A 26,386-nucleotide genomic window follows, 5' to 3' on the forward strand; every position below is an offset into this window, starting at 1 on the left:
CTAATATCCGATCAGACGCATTATGGTTTTCACAATTTGCTCTATGAAGAAAAAATACCTATTCATTTATTTTCTTTTCCTCTTGGTTGCCTGCGCAAAAAAAAACGGAAAAGATTTCAATTCTGACTTTTCATTATATAAAGATTATATCACCGAATTTACGTCAGGCATTATATCGGCGAAGTCAACGATTCGTATCGTGCTCAATTTCAACAGAAAGGAATGGATGCCGAATCAGGAATTGGAATCCAATCTCTTTGAGATTACACCAAAGGTTGAAGGGAAGGTTATTGCTTTATCGCAAAATACGCTGATGTTTAAACCGAGTAAACGATTAAAGCAGGATACGGAATATCAAATTTCATTTAAGTTGAAGGAGTTGATTGATGTGCCTAAAGAACTGAAAGAGTTCAATTTCACAATAAAAACGATTAAGCAAGATTTTGTGGTGCTTAGCAGAGAATTGCAATCCTACAGTTCGGAATATCAATTTCAACATGCCGTTTTGCGGACAAGCGATGAGATGGACGTACAATCAGCGGCAAAATTGATATATGCCAAACAAGGAACGGGCAAGTTGCCTATTCGCTTTGATCAGATCAAGTCGGGGACTGAATTCCGCTTTATCGTAGATAGCATCAAAAGACCGGAAAAGGATGGATCGATTCAGTTAATGTGGGACGGAAGCGACTTGGATATCGATCAAAAAGGGGAGGAAGAAATAGAAATAGCCGCAAAAGGCCATTTTAAGGTGATGAAGGCTACAGTGGCTGAGGAGAATAATCAACTGCTTTTGATTAATTTTTCAGATCCACTCAAAAAAAGTCAAGACTTTGAAGGCTTGGTGACGATTGACTCAGCAAAAAGTTTGACGTATACTGTAGACGGGAATGTGCTCAAAGTGTTTTTGAGCGAGCCCCTTAAAGGGGAGCGACTCTTAGAGGTTTTCCAGGGCGTGGAAAGTGCACAAGGGACGAAGCTTAAAAAGGGTTATACAAAAAAAGTATACTTTGAACAAACAAAACCCGGTGTGCGACTGCTTAAAAATGGGACCTTACTTCCAAGCTCGAATAACCTAAAGTTGAATTTTGAAGCGGCTAACCTAAAGGCTGTAGATGTAAAAATTTACAAGATTTATCAAGATAATATTTTGCAGTTTTTGCAGGATAATGATCTAAATGGCAGTTACAATCTGCGAAAAGTTGCTTTGCCTATTGCGAAGAAGAAAATTGAACTGACGCAAAACCGATTATATAACAATGGGAAGTGGAATGTTTTTGCCTTAGATCTCGCTTCACTGATTAAGCCGGATCCAGGTGCGATTTATCATGTCGAATTTAGCTATAAAAAAGCCTACTCTATTTATCCATGTAGTAGCCAACCGGAAGAAAACCGAGAGGAGCCGGAAGAACAAAGCTTGGAAGACGAGCAAGCGTCTTTTAGAAGCAATGAGTCTGAAGACTATCCTTACTACGACGACTATAATTGGCAAGAGAGAGAAGATCCATGTGCTAATTCATATTATTATTACGACAACAAAGTGTCAACCAACGTCTTGGCTACCGACTTGGGTGTGATTGCTAAAATGGGTAAAAACGGCTCTTATTTTTTTGCCGTGAATAACATTGTAACAACCGAAGTGGTACCGGGAGCACATATCGAACTTTATGACTATCAACAACAGAAAGTTGCTGAGGCTACTACGAACGACGAAGGAATAGCGCACTTAGACCATACAAAAAGAGGATATTTTGTTATCGTAAAGAAAGATAATAGTAGTACCTATGTAAAACTTGAAGAAGGGCTTTCTTTATCATTAAGCAATTTCGATGTCGCCGGTAACGAGCTTGAGAAAGGTTTGAAGGGGTACATTTATGGAGAACGGGGTGTTTGGCGTCCCGGAGATACTTTGTTTCTTTCGTTTATGTTAAATGATCAGGCTAATAAGCTACCGGCAAATCATCCTATAAAGCTGCGGCTAACCGATCCTAACGGAAAGTTGTTTACCCAGCTAGTACAACGATACAATGAGCGTAATTTATACCGATTTGTTATTGCTACAAAAGATGAAGCTCCTACAGGAAATTGGGAAGCTGTTGTGAGTGTTGGTGGTGCCCGGTTTTATAAAAGTATCAAAATAGAAACCATTAAACCCAACCGTTTAAAGATAAAGAACAACCTGGCCGGTCGGGTGCTACAAGCAAATAGTGCAACAACTGATGAAATTTCGGTAATCTGGTTGCATGGAGCTGTGGCTAAGAATCTGAAAGCAGAAATGCAAGCCAAGTTTTATCAAATGAAAACTACATTTAAAGGCTTGGCTAACTATGTTTTTGATGATCCGGCACGCAGCTTTAGCACCGAAGAGGTGAACGTGTTCTCCGGAAATGTTGATGAAAACGGAAAAGCAACGATTGGTATCAAACCGCAGTTACATGGGCAAGCGCCCGGTATGTTGAAGGCTTCCTTCATTACAAAGGTATATGAAAATGGTGGCGATTTTAGCACGGATGTAGCAACAGCTACTTATTCGCCTTATCAAACCTATGTGGGTTTAAAATCGCCCGAACCGAATAAATACGGTATGTTGGAAACAGGTAAAAGCAATCGATTTGATATTGTAACGGTTGATGAAAAGGGAAGACCGAAGGCAGTAGCCAACTTGGAAGTGAAAATATATAAAGTGGATTGGCGATGGTGGTGGGATGCTTCGAACGATAACCTATCAAGCTATAGTGCTTCTTCCAGCAAAACACCTTTTAAAAGTTATCGTATCAGCGCCGGTACGAGTGGTAAAACGAGCGTGCAGTTTGTTGTGAACGATGAGGACTGGGGTAGATATTTTATACGTGTAACCGACTTGGACGGGGGGCACGCAAGCGGTGAGACGGTATTGATCGACTGGCCTTACTGGTCGGCTAAGACTAAAAATACCGATGGGACAAATGCAAATATGTTGGTGTTTTCTACCGATAAGCCAAAATACAATGTAGGGGAAAAGATGAAGATTTCCTTTCCTTCAAGTGAAGGGAGCCGAGCCTTGGTATCAATTGAAAGTGGCGCGAAGATTGTAAACACGTATTGGGTAAAAACAAAAAAGGGTGAGACGCAGCTAGAAGTACCTGTTACTTCTGAAATGGCACCCAATATCTATCTTTTTGTGACACTCTTACAACCACATGCTTCTACGCTGAACGACGCGCCTATTCGTTTGTATGGTGTGGTGCCTGTAGAGGTGTTGGATAAAGAAACCATTTTACAGCCCGTTCTTTCCATGCCGGATGTATTACGCCCCGAGCAAGCGGTTAGTCTGCAGGTGAAAGAGAAAAATGGAAGGGCTATGAGTTATACGATCGCTATTGTGGACGAAGGCTTACTGGATCTTACTCGTTTCAAGACGCCAAATGCTTGGGACAAGTATTATGCGAGAGAAGCCTTAGGTGTTAAAACATGGGATGTATATAATGACGTTATAGGCGCTTATGGTGGCAAGATCAATCAGGTATTCAGCATAGGCGGTGACGAGGATATTGGAGGTGGCGAAAATAAACATGCAGATCGCTTCAAACCGGTTGTGATTTATCTGGGCCCCTTCCATCTGTCGAAAAATGAAAGCAAAACCCATCGTGTCAAATTGCCGAACTATATAGGATCGGTTCGTACGATGGTGGTTGCCGGTGATGCTAAAACGAGCGCTTATGGAAGTACAGAAAAGGCGACACCCGTTAGAAGCCCATTAATGGTATTAGCATCGCTGCCTCGGAAGATTTCTCCAGGGGAAAAAGTAACCTTACCAGTGACCGTTTTCGCTATGGAAAATCAGATAAAGAATGCACGGGTCCAGGTAAAGGTAAGCAAAGGAATAAAAGTGCTGGGGTCGAGTGCCAAATCGCTTAGCTTTAGTGGTCTGGACGAGAAGATGGTGTACTTCGATTTGGAAGTAGGTGCGTTAACCGGAATGGCAAAAGTGGAAGTCGTGGCAAGCTCGGGTAATGAAAGGGCATCATATCCGGTGGAGATCGATGTCAAAAATCCGAATCCGATAACCCACGATTATAAAGAACTGGTATTGAAAGCCAACGAAGAGCAGACACTCACTTGGGAGCCTTTTGGTGTAGATGGTAGTAACAAAGCGCGTATAGAGCTTTCCTCTTTTCCTTCTATAGACCTTAATGCCCGGTTGAATTATTTGATTCAATATCCTCACGGTTGTTTAGAACAGACAACATCCAGTGTTTTTCCGCAATTGTACCTTGGCGATATTGTTGATTTAGAAGCTGCCAAGCGCGAAGCTATTCAACGAAATGTAGTTGAAGGTATCAGCAAACTCGCCGGGTTTCAATTACCGGACGGGGGATTTGTTTATTGGCCCGGCTTATCGTCAGCCGACGATTGGAGTACGTCCTATGCGGGGCACTTTTTGTTAGAGGCGGAGACAAAAGGATATGTTTTGCCGATTGATTTTAAAAACAAATGGATAAGCTATCAACAGCGAGCGGCAAGACAATGGCGTATGGAGACACATCCCGGTAGCGATTTCGCGCAGGCTTATCGATTGTATACCTTGGCATTAGCAGGTGCTCCTGATTTGGCCTCGATGAACCGTTTAAGGGAAACGGTAGGTATTTCTAATGAAGCTCGTTTACGTCTTGCTGCCGCCTATGTATTGGCGGGACAAAAGCACGCCGGTAATGAATTACTGAAAATTAGCAGTATCAATAACGTTAATAATGCTTATAGCTATTATTATTACGGTTCGCCGGAACGCAATCGAGCAATGGTGCTGGAAACTCTGTTATTGTTGAACCGAACGGTCGATGCATTTGCGCTTGCTACGAAAATAGCAAAAGACCTGTCGTCCGGTGCATGGATGAGTACCCAAACCACTGCTTACAGCTTATATTCGATCGCTAAATTTGCAAAATTGAATGGCAAAAACGGTGTTAATGCTCGTTTTAGTTACCATGGGCAAAGTGCGGATGTCAAAACTACAAAATCGTTTATAGACAAGGGCTTACAAATAAATAAGGGACTGAATAGTATCAAAATTAGAAACAATGATAAAAATACTTTGTATGTTAAACTCTTAAACAGTGGTGTTTTACCGGTTGGCCGAGAACAGGTAATTCAGCGAAATTTAACCGTGCAGGTTGAATTCGTAGATAGGGCAGGTAAGGCATTAGACATACATACCCTTAAGCAAGGTACGGAATTTGTTGCCTTGGTAGCCGTTAAGAACCAAAGCTTGGATCGTGTGGAGAATTTGGCATTGACGCAGATTTTACCTTCCGGTTGGGAAATTGTAAATACTCGATATACTGATTATGGGGCTTTTGGACAGAATAAAGCGGATTATATTGATATACGGGATGATCGAAGTTCTTTTTATTTTTCGTTAAACGGCAACGAGAGCCGCACGTTTAAGATTTTATTAAATGCATCTTATCTTGGCAGATATTATTTACCGGGGGTGCAGTGTGAGGGAATGTATGATCATTCTTTCTTAACGCGAACAAAAGGAACTTGGATAGAAGTTGTTGATTATTAGTTATTAGGTGTTAGCGGTTAGGTGTTAGGGTTTAGTTATTGGTTGTTAGTTATTGGTTGTTGGTTATTAGTTATTAGTTATTGGTTGTTAGTTATTAGTTGTTAGTTATTGGTTATTAGTGATCGGAATTTAGTTGCTGGTTATTGAACGACTTAACTACTCAACCACTCAACTTAATTCAGGCATAAAATAATAGTATGGAGACAATAGGCGTTAGGCTTACAGACCGCCTATTATCACATTGGCTAATTACGCACTCAACTACGCAAGCATTTAACTACTTAACGTAAAATAAAAATTGAATTGTTGAAAAAAAAGTTACTACTTGTTAAGCATTGGATTGGGCAAAATAAAAAGAAGAGTATAGCTATTTTATTCATCCTGTTGGTTTATTATTTTTCGTTGCCCCGAAAGCTTTTTGACGATCCGTATGTGACCGTAATTGAGGATACACAGGGACAGCTCCTCGGAGCGAAGATTGCATCTGATGGACAATGGCGTTTTCCTGAGCGGGATTCGCTTCCTGAAAAGTTTAAACAGTGCATTGTCAATTATGAAGATCAGCATTTTTATTACCATCCGGGCTTCAATCCAGTGGCCATGTTCAAGGCACTGGTTCAGAATACTAGAGCCAAATCCATTGTACGTGGAGGGAGTACGCTTACACAACAGGTAATCAGGCTTTCAAGGAACGGAAAGCGCCGTACTTATTGGGAAAAACTAATTGAGCTGTTTCTAGCCACCCGACTTGAGCTAAGGTATAGTAAAGATAAAATCCTGAATTTATATGGTGCGCATGCCCCCTTTGGAGGTAATGTAGTTGGACTTGAAATGGCTTCCTGGCGTTACTTTGGAACAGACCCAAACCAGCTTTCGTGGGCAGAGGCCGCTACATTAGCGGTCCTTCCCAATGCTCCCGGTCTTATTTACCCGGGAAAAAATCAACAGCTATTGCTCAAGAAAAGAAACCATCTTTTACATAAGCTCTATCATGAAAAACTGATTGACTCGCTTACTTATACGCTTTCTCTTGCGGAACCACTGCCTCAAAAACCGTATGATCTACCGCAAATTGCTCCACATTTACTGGCTAAATTAACCAAAACAGACCGTGGAAGACGGATAAGGACAAGCCTGCAATTAGGTCTTCAACAACGTGTTAATCAACTGGCTAAACAATATTATCTCCAATATAAACAAAATGAAATTTACAATCTGGCAGTTTTAGTGGTTGATGTCAGGAGCAGAAACATATTGGCTTATGTGGGAAATGCGCCGACTGATAAATGGCATCAAAAGGACGTCGATATCATAGAAGCACCAAGAAGTACCGGGAGTATATTGAAACCGCTACTTTATGCCGCAATGCTCAATGATGGCAAGCTACTGCCAAATACCTTGGTGGCTGACGTACCAACCCAGATAGCTGGATATAGTCCCGAAAATTTTAATAGAACTTACGATGGAGCTGTACCAGCCCATAGTGCTTTGGCGAGATCGCTAAATATTCCTGCGGTATTAATGCTTCAACAGTATGGTATCTATAAATTTTATGAAGAATTACAGAAGTTCAAGTTAAAAAATATCAATAAGCATCCCGATCACTATGGTCTTTCTTTAATTCTAGGTGGAGCCGAATCCAACCTGTGGGATTTATGTCGCACTTATGCTAACTTATCCTCTACCTTGAATTATTACAATATCGGTAGCAAATATCGTGAAGATGAATTTGCGGAATTGAATTTGTATGCGAATAATCAGGTGATGTTTGGTAAAGAAACCAGGCAGGAACCGGTTTTGGATGCAGGCTCTATTTGGCTGACTTATAATGCGATGAAGGAAGTGAATAGGCCCAGTGGCGACGAAGCTTGGAAATTTTATGATTCGGCTTTGGAAATTGCTTGGAAAACAGGCACCAGTTTTGGAAATAAGGATGCATGGGCTATTGGTACCACCAAAAACTATGTGGTGGGCGTATGGGTAGGGAATGCAACGGGGGAAGGGCGACCGCTTCTAACGGGAGTTGGAAGTGCAGCTCCTTTATTATTTGATGTCTTTCGGCTCCTGCCCAGAACAACTTGGTTTACCGGTCCGGTCGATAACTTAATAGCAGAGGAAGTGTGCACTGTAAGCGGTTATTTGGCAACCGACCATTGTCCAAAACAAAAGGCTTATATTCCGATTAATGGTATACGAACAAAAACCTGTCCGTATCATCAATTGATTCACCTCGACCGTACCAGCCGATTTCGCGTGAACAGTAGTTGCGAAGCTGTTGACCAGCTAGTTACCCAAAGTTGGTTTGTTTTACCACCGGTTATGGCGTGGTACTATAAAAGTAAACACGCAGATTATAAAGTGCTTCCGCCCTTCCGAGCCGATTGCCTGGGAGCACAGATAACACGTATGGATTTCATTTATCCGAAGGATTATGCTAGTAAAATCTATTTAACAAAAGATTTTAACGGAATTGTGCAACCTGTAATTCTGAAAGTAGCGCACGCCTTGGATCATACGAAACTCTTTTGGTATGCGAATAAGGAGTTTCTGGGAACTACCGAGACCTTTCATGAGATGCCGTTAAATTTAAAATCAGGCAACTATTTTATCACTGTAACTGATGAAAATGGTATGGAGATAAATAGGAAAATTGAGTTAATTAATGAATAGCTTAGCCCTAAGGTGCTAAGCTTTATGCAAAAAACTATTTCCCTATTTAACAAGCAAGGAAAAAACGCTCAAGTAATTACAGCAAACGATAATCAGTTGCTAATTTTATGACGGAAATAATATTGTTTACTTCAAATTTTTCCATCAATTTTTTTCTGTGACTCTCTACGGTATGTGGACTGATAAAAAGTTGATCAGCAACTTGCTGCGTTGTCAGACCTTTACCGATAAGCTGTAAGACTTCCTTCTCCCGTCGGGTTATCAGTGGAACCGTTATGTGTTGATCGGCTTCGGCATTGGCCATTGTCGTACGCGTAGCAGAGCATAAATACTTTTGTCCCCGCGCAACTGTTCGTATCGCTTCCAGAATTTCGTCGCCAGGGGCATTCTTGATAACATAACCTAAGGCACCATTCTGCAGCATGCTCCGAATTACTGCATGTTCGTTGTGTAAACTTAATGCTATTATTTTTAAACCGGGATGGTTTCGCTTTAAATCACTGCATAAGTTAATTCCGTTCATATCAGGTAGGTTGATGTCTAAAAGAATGACGTCTACGTCCATTCCTTTCAATGCATCTATGGCCTCTTTTCCTAATTTGTACGACTCAATCAGGGAAATATCTTCATGTGTGAAGAACAAATTCTTTAAACCGTCAATTACGATGGGATGATCGTCTATTATAATAACCTTTATCATGATTTAATATTACATTCTATAGTGAAAGTGGTGCCATTGCCGATTTGCGAGTGAACATCGAGCTCGCCGTGAATATATTCGATGCGGGAAAGTATATTGGTAAGGCCGTTGCCCGCTCTGTTTTTAACCAATAGTGTTTTATCAAAGCCGATCCCATTATCTTCTACAGTTAACGTTACCTTGTCTTCGCTTTTCAAGAGTTGGACAAAAATGGTACTGGCCTTTGCATGACGAATGGCATTCGTTACCAATTCTTGCATGATTCGATATAAGATCAATTCCTTTTCCTGTGTTAGTTCATTATTATAGTGAAATATCTGACAGATGAGTTGTATTCCCTTGTTTCGCATACGTGAGCAATACGACTTAATGGCCTCGCCAAGACCGTATTTTAAGAGCGTCTCAGGCATCAAGTTCTGCGAGATGAATCGTAGCTCATCTACGGCATAGTCAATTTTTTTTAAAGGGTCGGTAAGCTTGGTATATTTATTTTCCTTTTTTAAAGCACTGGACAGTTCGATTTTTAATGCTGATAACAAGCCTCCCAGACCATCGTGAAGATCACGTGCGATTCGTGTTCGCTCGGACTCTTGCCCGTTTAACATCGCTGATAACAAGGATATCTGGTTGTGCTGACTGATCTTATCCATCTCCAGCTGATGTAGCTTTTTATGTTGTATTAACTGCTTCTTATGATGACGATTGGATTGAAAATACAAGACAGCTAAGGTCAATAATAAAAGAGATGTGGCCGTCAATAAGCCGGTATAAAGGCGATTTTTTTGCAAGGCAAAAGATTTAACTTCGTTTTCATGTTGTAATTGTAAAATTTGTTTTTGCTTATTTGCGTTTTGGAATTTCTCCTCAATTTCATTCAGGTTCGCCTTTTTTTCCGATTCATTTAGGCTGTCGGCGAGGTGCGCATATAAGGATTTAGCTTCGTATGCATGCTTATAATCACCAATTTTTTCATAGATGTCAGCTAAATCATCCAATGCACCTAACTGGCTGCCTTTTAAATTTAGGCGAACGTTCTCCTGTGCATAGGCTAAAGCTCGTTGATTATCACCCATGGCCTGCTTCAGCTTTACCAAAGTTCCTAAGATATTGCTCTGGGCAAGCGCATCGGTCTCTTTTTTTGCGATGGAAAGCCCCTTTAGTAAGTCTTTCTCCGCCGGTTGATATTGCTTCTTTTCGAAGGCGTACAGTCCGCGATAGTTGTAATACCAGCTCCACACTTCCTGACGATCATTGGCCTTTAATAAATAATTTTTGGCTTCGTCCAGGTACGGTTTCATCTCGTCAATTCGATCGCTTCTATAATAACAAGCGGCTAAGTTTACGTAGGAATAAGCGAATCGCGCATATTGTTTGCGTTCAACTATTTTTACGGCTACGCTTTTCTTAAAATACTGTATCGCTTTCTCATATTGGCTGATATTCATAAACCAGACTCCGATATTATTATATAGATTTCCCAAGGTGACCTGATCACCTACTTTGTAAGCCAGTGGCACGAGAGAAAGCGCTTCGTTGAGGGCTTTATCCGGTTCCTTACTGATTTTTAACGTAAGGTGATTCTGCTTAATAAAGAGCAGTAGCTTCTGATTTCGGACATTGGAATACTTCAGCAATAAATGCTCGGCCTTTTGATAATAGCTTTCAGCGCTATCTTGCAAATAATAAATTTGAAAGAATCTTGCCAACGATGCATACGCGTTGGCAATGTAGTAGTCTTCTCCGCTTGATAAGGCAAGACTTAACCCTTTTTTTAGGGCTTGAAAACCACCTGAACTATCGGACGAGGCTAAATGACTGCCAATACCAACATATAAACGTGCTTTTAAAGTATCGGAATGAGCATTTTTGAGTTCTCTTTTTAAGCTGTCAATTAATGGGGATTGCTGTTTACCGCGCAAGGGCAAAACAATCGTCATAATCAACAAGCTAAAAAGCGTATATCTAACCGTGGACCTCATATTTTTGGCAAGTTAGTTTTTTTGACGAAGTGGAACAAAGCAAATAGTAAAACCCCGATTTTCAGGGAGCTTATAAAAATACATGATTTCTGCTAGTTTTTTTAGTCTGTGACATGGGCTCATTTGTACGAATGAGGAAAATACCTGAAAACAACTATTTTATGTATGCATAATAAATTATATCTTTGCAAGGTTGAATCGAGATTAGATTAAACACACATGAAAAACCAGGCAAGTGGCTTCACTTGCCTTTTTTGTAGTCTGCACATTTGCTTCGAAGACACTCGTTTGTGAAATCCCGATTTTCAGCTATTTTGCTACGCTCGCTAAAACCTTACTTTTGTGCAAGTGACAACATCCGTTGTCACATTCTTTTAAGTGCAAATAATGAGAAGTAAATTAACGATCTTGCTGACGCTAACACTGGGAATGGCTTACGGACAAAGCCCCTTTATCGGTAGTTACAATGGATCACAAAGAGAGGCTGCCTTAGAGCTATACATCTTGCCGCAACATCATTTTGTTTTTGCTATGAGCTATGGTGCAATAGATCGAACAATTGTTGGAAAATGGGAGCAGAAAGGCGAAAAGATTTTCTTCCAAGAAACAAAGAGCGCCGATCGTGATGCGTTTATAGTCTATGAAGGAATTGATAAAGAACTTTTAGCGGAAAGTGAATTTGTCTTCAAAAATTTTAGCCAAAATACCGGCACAGCATTTCGGATACTTCCTGAGTTTCATCCCGATAGTATGAAGCTAATACATCTAAGAGATGAAAATACATTTAGTATGACCAATAGGCTAAGTGTTACACCCAAAGCGCATTCTTCGTTCTTCCTGAGCGCCCCCAACAATAGTGTGGAAAATGACGTGTATGAATTTAAGTCGGCAACCACTTCAAATACCCTGTATTTGTATTATAATCACGACACGAATTACGATACCTTTCAAATGGAGGCCTATCTAAAAGGGGATAGTCTTTACATGAACGACGGTGCGGGGGAAAGATTCTTTGCTGTGAAAGGTACGCTAAATTCCGACTATGAAGCATTGTTATCCGATGCTACAGAAAATCAGCGCATTCCGCTGCAACTTGAGGTAGAAGGACTTAATGGCAAAAGAATAATCCTTCAACGTTTAAGGCCCGTAAAACAGTTTAAGTGTTTACTCCATCTAGATGAAAATTCAGCCTATTTTTCCGATCACGAGAACGGAGCAGCTCCTACATCGCCTCCGATATTACACTAACTTGCTATGCATTTGCAGTTGGGCGGTATACTAACTGCAAAAGCTCAGAAATTATCTGCTTCTGAGATAGAGAATATCGCAACACAATTAATATGCCTTACGTTAACAATCAGTTGAAGTCAATATACCGTGCCAAAAGGCTGGCGAATATATCGTTGACACTGTCGGCCTTCGCAGCGCTGTGGTTTTTTCTCTTATTTGTTGTTGAAAATACAAATTTGTGGGTATATGGTGTATTATTACCTGCACCAATTGCTTTGGTCTCAGCCATTGCATCGTTAATGATTAAAAAAAGCGACAGAGCCTGGTGGGCATTAATTGTGGCTTTAGGTTATAGCGGAATTTTAATTTTTATCGCGTACCTGCTTAACCATATGTGTGTGATTTGCTAAATAGTTAATTCCACAGGGCCGCCAATGGGATAGCCCGTGCAAGTTAATACGTAACCTTCAGCAAGCGCATGCTCTCCTAAAACCTCGTTATAGCGCATCCACACGTTACCGGTAGAGCAGATTGCAGCGCAGGTACCGCATTGTCCGGTTTCGCAGCTATAGGGTAAGGCTTTGCCATGTTTTTTAGCGGTTTCTAAGATGGATATAGGATATTTAACCTGAATGGTGAAAGTTTCTCCCTTATAATGTATGGTAACAGGATACGCCTTCCTTTCAGGTGGTTCCGGCAGTTGATAGAGCGGAGCGTCCACAATAAAAAGTTCTTTTTTTATGTGGTCGGACCGCACACCTTCAGCACGTAACTTAATATTGATCATGCGCATATAAGCGTTCGGTCCACATAGATAAAAAAGAATATGATCATCCTTATAAAGGTTGTACTTTTGCGCCAGTTGATCCAAAACGCCTTGGCTCAGCCTACCCTCTGTTAACGGAGCTGATTCGCTAAAAAGTAATTCGAGCATAAAACGCTCTTTAAACACGTCTTTCAATCGCAAAATTTCGTTCAAAAATATGGTTGAAAACGCGTTCTTATTACTATAAATTAAAATGACACTGTTTTCTGATCCGTAAAGAATAGATTTAATCTGGGAAAATATGGGCGTAATACCACTGCCGGCAGCTAAAAAACAAAAAAGCAGATGACGGTCATAAGAATCCGGTAGAACAAAAAGGCCGCTGGCACCGATGCTATTAAGTAGATCCCCCTCTTTCGCATGGTCTACCAGCTTTCGAGAGAATTCGCCATTTGGTATTTTTTTTACCGTTATCGTGAGCGGTTCGCTCAAAAGAGGGGATGAGCTGATTGAATAACTTCTCCTTACTTCTTCACCATTGTTGTGCTTAAATAATAATGTCAAAAATTGGCCTGATTTATAAACAAGCGGCTTACTTTCCACTGATTCCAAAACGAAGGACTTCGTATCAGGCGCTTCTGTTTTAATAGATTTTATGCGTAAAACGATCGAAAGATTGTCCATAACCTTCTTATCCACCCAAGATAGCAAATCCTTTCTGTTGAACAAAACTATTCCTTTCGAATCCTAACTTTATCCTCGATGGCCTTTATGACGGGAGTATAGAAGTCGGCATCATACAATTCACAAGCATGCACTAAACCGCCGGGGCTAAAGACATTTACTTCCATTAGCTTATCGCCCACCACATCCAAACCGGTTAGGAACATGCCGTCCTTTTTAAGCTTGGGCCCTACCAGTTCTACAATTTCTTTAATTCTCTTTGTCATCCTCGCTTTACCTGCGGTACCGCCCTGATGTATGTTACTTCTGATTTCGCCTTTTTTTTGTTGACGATGAATGGCGGCGTAGTGGCCATTTACTACAATTGGGTCACCGTCCAGCAAAAACAAACGGATATCGCCGTTTTTTGCTGCGGGAAGATATTCTTGCGCAACAACAAATCCGTCGCGACAAATGGCATCGACAATTTGATTTAAGTTTTTCACTTCTTGTTTATTGATAAGAAACACGTTCCTCCCTCCGGATCCTTGAAGTGGTTTTAGAATAATTTTATTACCGTTGGCCTTATAAAATGCCTCGATATCCGCTACACTTCTGGTTATAATAGTTTCCGGACGCACTTCCCTTGGAAAATACTGGAAGTACATTTTGTTGGATGCCTGTGACAAGCTAGTGGGGTCATTTAAGACCAAAACGCCTTGCTTTTGCGCTAATTGGCCAAATACTATGCCCGCGTTTTGTGCCCAGGGACGTTTGTCGATATCAGCGGAAGGATCATTTCTTAATAGTAGCACGTCAAGATCAGCTGCTTTTATCTGAATTTTCTCGCTCTCTTTAATGGCTTGTAAGAAGGTGTCAGGCGAACGAAATTGTTTAGAGGGTACCTTCCGCGCAAGTCCACCCATTTGCTCGTCGCTAAAATAAGCAAGATCACCCACGCCCAGATAATAAACTTCGTGCCCCATTTTATGGGCTTGTAAGGCCAATCTTGTTGTTGTGTATACAGCAGTTTCCTTCATTAGTTGGTTCACAATAAATGCGATTTTCATCAGTAATAGTTTTAAGGCATTGATTTTTTAAGATAACAGGAATGATGTTCTTTAGTTTAGCATGGTGAAAATATTTCCCCCTTTTTTAATTGTCTCAATATGCTTTAGATACGGACGACTCAAGTAGCGAGGTTTGATCGGTATTTTTGATAATAAACCTCTAAATGTCAATTCGTTAATAACGGGTATGTAATCCTGGCGAATTTTGCCAATGAGCAAAGGTGCAATGTCATTACCTTGTTTGATATACTCGATTAGATTAAGCAACCCTTTTAAATAGACGGCGTCTTTAGTGAGCCCGCCGCCGCGATATACACGCATCGTAATATGAAAAGCGGCCTCAGGAGTAAAAAGATATTTGTCGGTTAACAGAAAAAAGGTATCAACAAACGAATTCCCTGTTATCATGGAATTGACAGCTACTACGCGAGCTGCAAGAATACGCATGCGTTGATTGGTTAATCCGCCACACAAGTATTCTGAAAAGACGGCCAATCCTTCTTGCAGCTGTTCATAACCCGGCACGCCTATATAGAAGAGTTTGAGTGGTTGCGCTTTGCCGTTATAATATGTGACCACATGTGTTCCAATTTCATGCTGAATGAGGGCAAAGGCCCGTTGCTTCGAAATTTGGTAACTTTTATTGATGTTCAGTATGCCACGTGAGACCATGACTCCATCAACATCGTCGCGTACGCGTACGGCGGTTAAGATGGATGCGTCCTGTTTTTTAAGCCATATTAATTCATTTTCAGCCATTTGTGCGAATTCCCAGGCGTTTAATAAATCTTGATTTTCTTGTTCGTAATTTGGCTCGGCGGCAACAAGGATGGCGCGAGCAACATCCAAAAGATGTTCGTCTATATTGCCGAATATTTGTAAGCTACTGTGCATAAAATCCGGTTTTTCCCGCTCTAACATCATATTCAGCATCCGATCTATCTCTTTTCGTTTATCCCGGAAAAGGAAGGCGATAGTGGGATCAGAAATATCCTCAATAGGTAAGTTGTATATTTTACGCTTGATCAACTCAGGCTCTATCGGCATCGGTCGATAATGAAAAACGGGTGCTTTCAGATACTTATTTTCTGCAAAATTTTTCCATGCATCCATGGTGTTAATAGGCGTTACTAGCAGAAGAAAATCAAAAAGATTACTGTATTCTGCCAACTCATTATCAATTTCCCAAACTTTGTCGTCTAACACTGTGGTGCCGAGCATTTCAAAGTGAGTTGCATTATATGAGGTATTTGTGCGAACGAACTCAAATAGGCTTTTGCGTAGCGATTTACCAAAAGCGGCTCGTAATTCGCGCATAAACAAGGGATAGGGCTTACCGGTTTTAACATCGTTGTAAACAGGTGCTATTTCCACACCGACTAATACAATTTCAGATTGTTTAGCTACATTTTTGTCAATGAGTGGCGAACGTCCCGGGGGAGCAACAGCCGTTTTTTGTTTATTGAGTGACGCCGTGATTTTTTGATTACCTATTCGTAGTGCATTCAGTTCTTCAGTCAATTTTGTCGCCATACTCAACGTCCCTTTTTGGTTGACCTTTATTGTAAAGGCTTTATCGTCCAGTTTGGCTTGATGCCAGATTTCTACCAGCATGAAACCACCGAATTGGTCTGCTAAATATGCAGAGATGAGTTTCAAGAGCTCAGTCAGACCGCTTCCTTCATAGTCGGACGTAATTAAATAGGATGATTCGGTTTTAGCAAGGTTATAAGCAAAGTTGTCTTTGCCCTTTTTAGGAACACGGTATACCAGGAGAAAAGGAACGGGTTTGTCTATCTTGAGTATGCCTTTGTCCGGTAAGGAAAGTCTAATCGGTTCACCTTTTTTCAACTTGTCCTGAATCTGATTCAAAACCTTTTCTTGCTTTTTCTCCATATGATCATTTATCTGTTGAGGCTGTTTGGTATAACTTCTTTAGTTCGGTTTCCAGAGGCAGGATGCTGGCTTGTAAAGCGCGTTGTATGTCCATCAAATGGCTTATGTTGACTCGACCTGTCCACTCGTCCATGAAAGTCTTTTTAAACTCCACGGATAGTACACAGCCAAATTTGCTATATTGAGAGCATATCCAGTTGGAAAATGTGCCACCTTTAAACTTTATGTTCTCTCTAACGTCCGGAAAATGGTCATCAATTGTTGTTTTTGAAAGGGAATCAATAAATGTGTCTATTATCGGCCTCCATTTAGAAATGTTGTTGGCCGTTCCAATATTTATTTCCGGATTTTCGCTGGATATAGCTTCTATATAAGGATCTTTTCTTCTGTGGTTGTAGCTATGAACGTCTAGAACAATGAAATATCCGTAGCTTTGAATAAGATCAAGCAGTACCTTCTTTACCTCTAAATAAAATGTATCGTAAAAAGTTAATATTTCCTCTTCCTGTTCTTGTGTAAGCTTCGTTGCCCATACAGCTAGCCCCCAGGCATCATTAGGTGAGCGGTAGATGGCACGGTCCCTCGGCCTATTCAGGTCCACCATAAAGCGTGAATTGTCAACAACGATTCGATTAACCGGAAAATTTATCATCTCTGCGGTATAGGGGTCTTCTTCGCGCATACGTTCGTGTTCAGATAAAAGCATATTAGACCGGAGCGACGGCGCTATACTATGCCCGTCATGAATGGCTGCGGCAATGATCGGACTTTTAGCTCTGTATATATGAATTTTAGACTCCATAATAATTTAGGGAAATAACAGGTAAAAGAAAGCATTGTTTCACTTTGCTTTCTTATCGTTTAAAACCATTACCTTTAGCCTATTCCTTTAGGAACTATAGGTTGTATAAGATCCATAAAAAAGAGAAATCATTATATGAAAATATTTGCGAATCGAGTCTATACAGGTGAAACGGTATTGACGGATCAACTGATTACTTGCGAAAAAGGTTTAATTGTAGGAATAAATCGAGGAAATGCCGGCAATGCGGACGAAAGGGTAGCGCATATAGCTCCGGGATTTTTTGATATTCAGGTAAATGGAGGGGCGAGCTACCATTTTACAGCTCATCCGAATGAGCAGTGTTTATCAGATATTGAAGAGGCGTGTTTGACTGATGGTACGGCGTTTGTGTTGCCAACCCTTATTACTTCTTCCATCGATAACATCTTAGCAGGCATTGACGCTGTTAGAAAATACATAGAAAAGCATCCACAATCCGCCATTTTGGGAATGCATTTGGAAGGCCCTTTTATTAATCCGATAAAGAGAGGTGCACACCTGTTGAAATATATTAAAAAACCCGAAAGAGCGATGGTTGAGGAAATAGTGAGATATGGAAAAGGCATTATCTTACAGATGACGATTGCACCGGAAATGTTTGACGACCATCTACTCGCTCTCTTGCAGGATTCTGGAATTGCATTGGCTTTGGGGCATAGTAATGCCTCATTTGAAGAAGCAAGAAACGCTTTTAATCTGGGAATTACCCAGGTGACGCATTTGTTTAACGCAATGTCCCCTTTCCAGCATCGGAACCCCGGACTGGTAGGAGCTGTCTTATCCGATGAACGCATCTATGCTCCCCTTGTGCTGGATGGAAAACATGTTGACTTTTCAGCAGCCGCAATCGCTTATAAATTAAAGCGAGATAAACTCTTTTTGATTTCGGATGCCTTATTCCTTGGAAAAAAGAAAGCCCGTTTTCAGTGGGAAGAATTTGATGCAACATTAATTAATGGAGAATATGTAAATAGTGAAGGAAATCTTGCAGGAGCTAATATATCTCTCATGGATGCAGTCCAAAATGCAATTAAAGAGCTGGGTGTATCTGTACAAGAAGCTATTGAAATGGCAAGCCGTCGCCCTGCGGAAGCTATAGGCCTTCATGATCGTATTGGAAAAATAGCGCTCGGTTACCCTGCTCGATTTACGTATTTTGATGCTGAATTAAAAAATACCCGGGTTTTAAAAGGCTAAAATTCGGGGAACCAAGATATTTTATAGATATTATTTTTAAGAAATCTAAATAACATTATCTTTGAGCTCTTAATCAATTAAAATGAGCACAAAGGTAAGGAAATCCGCATCACGATCACTTTTTTACAGAATAGCAGCCTGGCTTCATCTTTGGTTAGGGCTTATCACGGGTATTGTGATGATAATTGTATGCCTAACCGGTTGCATTTGGGTTTTCCAGGATGAGATAACGGCTTATATCCTTGAACCCGAAACGCGCGTTACTCACCAAGCAGCTCCTGTGCTGACTCCGTCTCAGATTCAACGCATAGCCACAGCAAAGTTTCCGGATAAAAGGGTCTCCTATGCAACTTATCAGCAAGGCCGAGCCATTTATGTAGGGATGGGAGAGGGGCGTCGCGGGGGTACGTCGCTGCGTTTGAACCCTTATACCGGTAAAATTATCAGCGTAAGTGAAAGAAAAGAGGGGGAAGTTGATTTCTTTCGATTTATATTAAATGGTCACCGCTTTTTGTGGTTACCTTATGAAATTGGTCGCCCAATTGTGAATTACAGTACATTGGTATTCGTTATTACTCTTATAACGGGGATGGTACTTTGGTGGCCGGCGAAATGGACAAAGAGCACACGAGCGAAGAGCTTTTTTATTAAATGGAAAGGTTCGTTTAAACGGGTTAACTATGATTTACACAATGTACTGGGCTTTTATTCATTGTTAATTGTTTTCGCAATCGCTTGTACCGGCATGGTGTACGGTATACAATGGTTTAGCAAAGGCTTGTATTGGACAACTTCAGGAGGAAATTCGTTACCCGATTTTGCGCGTCTTGAGTCGGACTCGCTTCAGATGGGGAAACATTTTACAGTCAAAAATGCAATGGATATTGTATGGAGCAAAGTGATTAGTGAACATTCGCGAGCGGAAGGATTTTATTATAGCTTTCCGGATTCAACAAAACCTAAATCTACCATTAATGTGACTATTTATCCGAGTGCAGGGCAGTACTATAACCATATTGCCTATAGCTTTGACCAGCACACATTAAAACAGCTTCCCCGGCATGAGGTATACGGAGCAAACTTCGCTACGGCCTCGTTTGGCGTAAAACTTCGCAAAATGAATTATGATATCCATGTCGGCTCTATTTTGGGATTGACAGGAAAAGTCATTGCCTTCTTTGCATCCCTGATCGGCGCTAGTCTGCCAATTACAGGCTTTATCATTTGGTGGGGAAAGCGAAAAAAGAAAACGAAGAAGCGAATACCGCGTGAAATACAGAGGTCTATTTCAAGCATCGAACTAAGTGAGAAGCTTATGCCCGAACGGGGTCAAAAGCGACCTATTCCCAGACCTTATAAGCCGGCGTTGAATATCAATAAAGGATCTAAATACTGAGGTACGTTATTGATTAGCGGGAAAATAAATTTTCGTCACTGCACAACTTTTACTAAAAAATTAATGGAGTTTTTAAAACACTGATACTAAAGCATTTGTTGCTAGGAAAGCAATGAAGAAAAAAATGGGTATAAATCGCTAATCGTTATTTTATATCCATATGTGTATATTTGTTTTCTATATGGAAAATACCATGCAACCGATACACGAGGGATCGAGAAAAGAAGTAATGACCTATCTTGAGCCGTTTATGCTCAACGAAATGAGTGAATATTTGAAGCCCGTTGAGGAAATGTGGCAGCCGGCTGATTTTTTACCCGACGCATCGCGAGATACTTTTTTTCAAGAAGTTAAGGATCTACAAGATAGCGCAAAGGAATTACCTTATGATTTAGTTGCCGTTTTAATTGGTGATACAGTTACAGAGGAGGCTTTGCCAACCTACGAATCATGGTTGACTATGGTGGAAGATGTTGAAAAACACGAGCAGGGTGGGTGGATGAAATGGGTTCGGGCATGGACAGCAGAGGAAAACAGACATGGGGATCTCCTGAACAAATATATATACTTATCCGGAAGAGTCGACATGAAACAATTCGAGATTTCGGTTCAATATCTGTTACAGGATGGCTTTGATATTGGTACTGGTCGGGATCCTTATAGAAACTTTATTTATACCTCGTTTCAGGAGCTGGCCACCAACGTCTCGCATCGAAGAGTGGCCGGTTTAGCGAAACAAGCAGGCGATAAACTACTGGCAAAGATGTGTGGTGTTATTGCTTCGGACGAGGCGCGCCATGCAAAAGCTTATATGTCATTTATTTCCAAAGCAGCTGAGGTTGATGCCAGTGAAGTATTGGTTGCATTTGAAGATATGATGAAAAAGAAAATTGTGATGCCGGCGCATTTCCTAAGAGAGGCGGGGGAGCCACAAGGAGAACTTTTTTCGCATTTTTCCGATGCAGCACAGCGTTTGGGAGTCTACACAGCGATTGATTATGTTGATATTTTAAAAGACCTGTTGAACGAGTGGAAAGTAGATGCGATGACCAATTTGAATGAAGCCGGCGAAAAAGCTCGGGATTACCTTATGCGTTTACCCGATCGATTGCTTCGTATTGCCGAACGGATGAAAAATCCGGTGAAACAATACAATTTTAAGTGGATTCATGGCGATAGGTAAATGAAAGAGTAAAATATGGGATGGGGATCTAAGAAGTGATACTTTTAGATCCCTTTTATTTGTTGAAATTGGGCAATCGATTGCGTTTATTTTTGGTATTTATAAACTTTGTTTGTTAATATTAAAACATTAGTTTAGTCGTTCGAATTATATAAAATATTCAGATGAAGAAACTAATCATTTTAACGCATCTATTGTTCTCTGTATTTGCGCTGAATGCGCAAGTGAAACAAGCCAAACATATTATTCTTATCGGATGTGATGGATTTGGAGCATATGCCCTACCGGAAGCAGATATGCCGAATCTTAAAAAGCTCATGGAAACAGGAGCTTGGACATTAAAAGCCAGGTCAGTATTGCCTTCTTCGAGCGCGGTCAATTGGGCTTCTATGTTAATGGGAGCAGGGCCAACATTACATGGCTATACGGAGTGGGGAAGCAAAACACCGGAAATCCCTTCAATTTATACCACACGCTATAAACTATTCCCAAGTATTTTCAGCATCATTCGAGATCAACGGCCTAATGAATATACCGCTGCTGTATATAGCTGGCCGGGAATTGGTTATTTGATTGAAAAGGCTGCCATAAGCAAGGCGTTTCCTGCGAACGACGACGAAGAACTTTGTTTGAAAGAAGCCGTAAAGACAATTACGGAAAACAAGCCCCTATTTACCTTTATTCATTTTGACGAACCGGATCACACGGGACATAATATAGGCCATCGCACACCGGCTTATTACAAAGCGCTTCATAAGGTAGATGAGCGAATAGGAGCTATTGTAACGGCGGTACAGAAAGCTGGTATTGCTGATGAAACGATTATAATAGTTTCTGCAGACCACGGCGGTAAAGATAAGGGACATGGTGGAAAATCATTGGATGAGGTTCAAATACCTTGGATCATTCATGGTGTAGGCGTTAAAAAAGGACACGAGTTATCTAGTCCCATCATAACCTACGACACGGCCTCAACCATAGCCTGGATACTTGGACTGGAGGAGCCTGCTGTTTGGCGTGGGAAAGCCGTCAAGGAAGCATTTGACTAGTAGTCCAACGGGTTTTCGTATATAAATTGGTAGTTTAAATCAGAGATTAATTTTGCGGGAGAAATGACCTTTTTATCAAATGAAACGTTTTCGAACGAACTCGGAGGTGCGAAGCCATATTTCTCCGCCATTTGTAGTGTGATTTCTTTTTTACTTGGATGGAGTGGTGAGACTGCATTAAAGAGTTGGCCTTCGATACGTTGATGATACAAGCATAAAATGATTGCCATGATATCATCTAGGTGGATATAATTTGCAAATTGATTGCCAACTTCGCATACTTTAGCGCTGAAGTGTTTGCCGGGAATGCGGTTATCGCCAAATATACCGCCTAGGCGCAAAATATTCAGCTTATTAACCCGCATCGCGAGCGTCTGCTCTGTTTGGAACAATTTGAGATCGAGTGATGAATTTGGAATATTTGTCTCATTGATGAGATAAGGTGCACTCGGATAAATACCAACAGAGCTTAAATAAATGATCGATTTTGCTTGGATCTTTTGAAGAAACTTAGCCAGGCGCTCAAATTTCATTAGACAGGTCTGCTGATGCTCACGTTTTTTAGCGGGCACACTTACGAGTACAAGATCATAATGTAGACTACTAATAACAGCTACTGTTTCTGAATCAGTTTCGAAATTAAAATCTAGCAGTAGGGGGGAAATACCTTCAGCCTCCAACGCATTTATTTTGTGCTCAGAGGTTGTGGTGGCGGTTACTTCAAAATTTAATGTCAGTAGCTTTTGGGCAAACCGAAATCCAACCCATCCACAACCGATGATGAGCGCTTTCTTTCTTCGGAACATATAACGTATTTGAAACTTTATTAATACCTTGTCGGTAAAAGTAAAAATAAAGGTTCAAAGTAATGATCTTATCGAATCATATCGTTGTCAGTTCTTGTTTTTCTCATTATCCGTTCGGGCGCCTGAATCGGCCGAGCGGGCGCCTGCGTTTGGCAAGCCTTGATGACGTTTTAATACTTTTTGATCTTTGAAAGACTTGTCAGCTGTTGTCGTTCCTACAAATGGGGTCTTTTGCGTGGCTGATTTTTGTCCTGACTTCATGTTAAGCTCCTTTCTTTTGACGTTTAACCTGATTTGTTTTTAAGTAACAGGCAGCCGGTATAATTGTTTATTACAAAGTGAAATATCCGAGAAAGGCTGCCCCGTATTATGAAAAGCTTAGATTGTTGACATTTCCTTTCCAGGATCGAGGTCTGATAGAAAAACGATTTATTTACACATGAAATAACTACCTTTGCGTTTATTATGGGAACTCTATTAGATTCGGGAATAAAGCCTTACAATCATTATGGCGCATATCTTAAAAAGAAATATGATGATAAGCGCGTTTTTAAAATTATCGTCGACGGTAATTTTACTTGCCCTAATCGTGATGGGAGTAAAGGATTTGGTGGTTGTTCTTATTGCAATGTTGATTCCTTTACCCCGGAAAGCGCCCGAAAGATGCCGACAATTCGTGAGCAGGTAGAACAAGGGATTGAACGAGCCATCAAGGGTTACGGCGCTGAGAAATTTGTCATTTATTTTCAGCCGAATACAAATACCTACGCCCCTGTTCATTATTTGAAAGCCATGTATGATGAAGCTTTGAGTATTGCACCGGAAAATGTAGTAGGATTATCGGTAGGTACGCGGCCGGATTGCATAGATTTTGAGAAGGTTGCATTGTTGGAAAGTTATACCGATAGGTTTGATGTGGATTTAGAGATGGGCATGGAATCAATCTATAATGATACATTAAACCGAATCAATCGGGGATGTTCGCATGAAGAGCTCGAAGTGGCACTCAATCTGGTACAAAATAGCCCACTTGATATTTGCGTTCACACCATCTTTGGTTTTCCCTGGGAATCAAAAGAGATGATGCTAAAGTATGCTGACGAAATTAACCGGTTTCCGCAAATCAAATTTGTGAAATTACATCACCTGCACATTGTGGAAGGATCCATTATGGGTGTTCAGTATAAACGCAAACCCTTTCCACTCTTTAGCTTGGAATCTTATACCGATTTTCTCTGTGAATTTATTCCGCTATTGCGTCCTGATATTATTATACAGCGCCTTTTTGGGCTGGCTGATCAAGAGCTGCTTATTGCGCCTAATTGGGGACTTGGTAAATCAAGTATCCAGACCTACATCGACAAACAGCTGGAAAAAAGGGAGGCGGTACAGGGATCTCGATTCATACCTGTTCAAAACACTGCTAATACGTTTTAAATCGATTTATTCGCATTAATTCAATTGTTTTTAAAATCCAAAAATGTATATTCGTAGCATACTTTCAATGCGTATTGGAAAAAAACTATATTAAACGTACTATTCATGAGTAATATCCAAACCCCTTCCTCCGGCCAGCGCTATGTGGTGCCACTGATTACATTAACGATATTATTTTTTATGTGGGGATTTATAACCTGCATGAATGATATCTTAATACCCTATTTAAAGCAGTTGTTTAGCTTGAGTTTTTTTGAATCCATGCTTGTGCAATTCTGTTTTTTTGGCGCTTATTTTATTGGGTCATTGATTTATTTTGTCGTGTCTTCCAAGTGGGGTGATCCGGTGAACAAAATCGGTTATAAAAAATCTATTATCGCCGGCATTATCTTGTCTGCGGTAGGCTGTGTATTGTTTTGGCCAGCAGCTACTACCTCGTTATATGGATTGTTTTTAACGGCGCTCTTTGTATTGGGTTTGGGTTTTACTATATTACAGATTACCGCGAATGCGTATGTTTCTTTGTTAGGCCCCGAAGATGGTGCTTCTAGCAGACTCAATATGACACAGGCTTTTAATGCGCTGGGGACTACCATTGCCCCTGTATTAGGAGGACATCTTATATTTGAGTTTTTTGCAGATGGTGACTCCATTAGTCCGCAAGCTACTCGTATTCCTTACCTTATTTTCGCTATAATTTTATTATTGGTAGCCGTCTTTATCTCGACCGTTAAGCTGCCTTCTTTTGAGTCAAGTGATGAAGAAAAAGATGTTAAAGGATTAGGTGCATTAAAATTTACACATTTGCGTTTAGGTGTCCTCGGAATTTTTTGTTATGTAGGTGCGGAGGTAGCCATCGGCAGTTTTATCATCAGTTTCCTTGAGCAAGAGCAGATTATGGGCTTTACCGAATCTATAAGTAAAAACTATCTTTCACTTTATTGGGGAGGGGCAATGATTGGCCGATTCTTAGGCGCTATCTATCTTAACCACAATATCGATTTCGGCAAGAAACTTATTTATATGGTAGGAATGGCAACGCTTGTATTTCTGTTAATTTTTAGTTTAGTCGATCTGACCTTTTCGCAAGTAAGCTTCTTCCTAGTATTCATAGTGTTGAATTTGCTTGGTTTTTTAATTGGAAAGGCAGCGCCGGCACGTACTTTAGCTATATTCGCCGGCATTAATGTTTTGTTGCTGATTTCCAGTATTGTAAATACAGGCGCTTATGCGATGTATTCGATTTTAGGAATTGGTATATTCAATTCGATCATGTTCTCTAATATATATACCTTATCAATCGCGGGCCTTGGTAAATATACAAGCCAAGGGTCTTCGCTATTGGTTATGGCTATTTTAGGTGGTGCCATTGTTCCTGTAATTCAAGGCGCATTAGCAGACCAATTAGGTGTTCAACTTTCATTGATTTTACCGGTCGTTTGTTATGTTTACATTTTTGGTTTCGGTATCTACTGTTCAAAAAAGCTTAAGCATGTTGAGCAAACAGGGCCTGTGGCAGGTGGGCATTAACCGATTGAATCGTCTAATAAAGTCGTTGAGTAGGGGAGTAGTTGAGTAGTGAATTAGTAGCAGCAGCGGTACAGGCCTAGTTGAATGGTCATGATCTTAATGTCTGACCATTTAACTACTTAACGTATTACCGACTTTATGATGACGTCCTTATGGCAAGAAGAAACGACGAGTAGTCTTTAATTTCTCAACTACCTGACTATTTAACTACTTAACTACTTAACTACTTAACTTCTCAACAACCTGACTATTTAACTACTTAACGTATTACCGACTTTATGATGACGTCCTTACGGCAAGAAGAAACGACGAGTAGTCTTTAATTTCTCAACTACCTGACTATTTAACTACTTAACTACTTAACGTATTATCGACTTTACGATGACGTTCCTACGTCCTTATGGCAAGAAGAAACGACGAGT

Annotated in this window: 17 protein-coding genes; 9 read left to right on the forward strand and 8 right to left on the reverse strand. The window is 40.6% G+C overall.

The window, feature by feature from the left end; genetic code table 11:
* Window positions 1-43: 43 nt before the first annotated feature.
* Entirely contained in the window at window positions 44-5,548 is a 5,505-nt protein-coding gene (locus E0E36_RS09015; RefSeq protein WP_130855694.1) for an alpha-2-macroglobulin family protein, read from the forward strand.
* A gap of 306 nt (window positions 5,549-5,854) precedes the next feature.
* Window positions 5,855-8,218 carry a penicillin-binding protein 1C gene (pbpC, locus tag E0E36_RS09020; protein ID WP_242627167.1) on the forward strand — a complete coding sequence of 788 codons (2,364 nt, stop codon included), beginning with the start codon at window positions 5,855-5,857 and terminating at the stop codon, window positions 8,216-8,218.
* Window positions 8,219-8,294: 76 nt separating this feature from the next.
* On the opposite strand, the gene E0E36_RS09025 is transcribed toward pbpC, so the two are convergent.
* Both E0E36_RS09025 and E0E36_RS09030 read right to left on the reverse strand, forming a co-directional pair.
* Window positions 8,295-8,918: a response regulator gene (locus E0E36_RS09025; RefSeq protein ID WP_130855696.1), complete on the reverse strand. Its 624-nt coding sequence runs from the start codon at window positions 8,916-8,918 to the stop codon at window positions 8,295-8,297.
* Entirely contained in the window at window positions 8,915-10,855 is a 1,941-nt protein-coding gene (locus tag E0E36_RS09030; protein WP_207303740.1) for a tetratricopeptide repeat-containing sensor histidine kinase, read from the reverse strand. The genes E0E36_RS09025 and E0E36_RS09030 overlap by 4 nt, the downstream gene beginning before the upstream one ends.
* Window positions 10,856-11,284: 429 nt before the next feature.
* Here E0E36_RS09030 and E0E36_RS09035 point away from each other — a divergent pair, with 429 nt between their 5' ends.
* On the forward strand, window positions 11,285-12,145 hold the full coding sequence (locus E0E36_RS09035) for a hypothetical protein (protein ID WP_130855698.1): 861 nt from the start codon (window positions 11,285-11,287) through the stop codon (window positions 12,143-12,145).
* Between the two features lie 388 nt (window positions 12,146-12,533).
* Here the strand turns inward: E0E36_RS09035 and E0E36_RS09040 are convergent, their stop codons facing one another.
* The 4 genes from E0E36_RS09040 to E0E36_RS09055 are packed head-to-tail and all read right to left on the reverse strand — an operon-like array spanning window position 12,534 to window position 17,324.
* Window positions 12,534-13,622, reverse strand: a complete 1,089-nt coding sequence (locus E0E36_RS09040) for a flavin reductase family protein (protein WP_130855699.1) — start codon at window positions 13,620-13,622, stop codon at window positions 12,534-12,536.
* A 2-nt stretch (window positions 13,623-13,624) separates the two neighbouring features.
* Window positions 13,625-14,626 (reverse strand): glutathione synthetase, encoded by a 1,002-nt coding sequence (locus E0E36_RS09045; protein ID WP_130855700.1) that lies wholly within the window; start codon window positions 14,624-14,626, stop codon window positions 13,625-13,627.
* A 51-nt stretch (window positions 14,627-14,677) separates the two neighbouring features.
* A complete protein-coding gene (locus tag E0E36_RS09050; RefSeq protein ID WP_130855701.1) occupies window positions 14,678-16,522 on the reverse strand; it encodes a peptidase MATCAP family protein in 1,845 nt (614 codons plus the stop codon).
* Window positions 16,523-16,526: 4 nt separating this feature from the next.
* Window positions 16,527-17,324, reverse strand: coding sequence for an N-formylglutamate amidohydrolase (locus tag E0E36_RS09055; protein ID WP_130855702.1), 798 nt, complete (start codon window positions 17,322-17,324; stop codon window positions 16,527-16,529).
* A gap of 135 nt (window positions 17,325-17,459) precedes the next feature.
* Here E0E36_RS09055 and nagA point away from each other — a divergent pair, with 135 nt between their 5' ends.
* The 4 genes from nagA (at window position 17,460) to E0E36_RS09075 (ending at window position 22,191) form a co-directional block, all read left to right on the forward strand.
* Window positions 17,460-18,563 (forward strand): N-acetylglucosamine-6-phosphate deacetylase, encoded by a 1,104-nt coding sequence (gene nagA, locus E0E36_RS09060; RefSeq protein ID WP_130855703.1) that lies wholly within the window; start codon window positions 17,460-17,462, stop codon window positions 18,561-18,563.
* Window positions 18,564-18,645: 82 nt separating this feature from the next.
* Window positions 18,646-19,959 carry a PepSY-associated TM helix domain-containing protein gene (locus E0E36_RS09065; RefSeq protein ID WP_130855704.1) on the forward strand — a complete coding sequence of 438 codons (1,314 nt, stop codon included), beginning with the start codon at window positions 18,646-18,648 and terminating at the stop codon, window positions 19,957-19,959.
* Between the two features lie 181 nt (window positions 19,960-20,140).
* A complete protein-coding gene (locus E0E36_RS09070; protein WP_130855705.1) occupies window positions 20,141-21,142 on the forward strand; it encodes an acyl-ACP desaturase in 1,002 nt (333 codons plus the stop codon).
* Window positions 21,143-21,306: 164 nt separating this feature from the next.
* Window positions 21,307-22,191, forward strand: coding sequence for an alkaline phosphatase family protein (locus tag E0E36_RS09075; protein WP_130855706.1), 885 nt, complete (start codon window positions 21,307-21,309; stop codon window positions 22,189-22,191).
* On the opposite strand, the gene E0E36_RS09080 is transcribed toward E0E36_RS09075, so the two are convergent.
* A complete protein-coding gene (locus tag E0E36_RS09080) occupies window positions 22,188-22,997 on the reverse strand; it encodes a Rossmann-fold NAD(P)-binding domain-containing protein (protein ID WP_130855707.1) in 810 nt (269 codons plus the stop codon). The genes E0E36_RS09075 and E0E36_RS09080 overlap by 4 nt on opposite strands.
* 87 nt (window positions 22,998-23,084) lie before the next feature.
* Complete coding sequence (locus E0E36_RS27715) at window positions 23,085-23,258, reverse strand: hypothetical protein (protein ID WP_013667357.1); 174 nt, start codon at window positions 23,256-23,258, stop codon at window positions 23,085-23,087.
* Window positions 23,259-23,462: 204 nt separating this feature from the next.
* Between E0E36_RS27715 and mnmL the strand changes: the two genes are divergently transcribed.
* Both mnmL and E0E36_RS09090 read left to right on the forward strand, forming a co-directional pair.
* Complete coding sequence (gene mnmL, locus E0E36_RS09085) at window positions 23,463-24,434, forward strand: tRNA modification radical SAM protein MnmL/YtqA (RefSeq protein WP_013667356.1); 972 nt, start codon at window positions 23,463-23,465, stop codon at window positions 24,432-24,434.
* 105 nt (window positions 24,435-24,539) lie between these two features.
* Window positions 24,540-25,964, forward strand: a complete 1,425-nt coding sequence (locus tag E0E36_RS09090; protein WP_130855708.1) for a sugar MFS transporter — start codon at window positions 24,540-24,542, stop codon at window positions 25,962-25,964.
* Window positions 25,965-26,386 lie beyond the last annotated feature (422 nt).

This window comes from Olivibacter jilunii (assembly GCF_900607235.1).
Lineage (GTDB): Bacteria > Bacteroidota > Bacteroidia > Sphingobacteriales > Sphingobacteriaceae > Olivibacter > Olivibacter oleidegradans.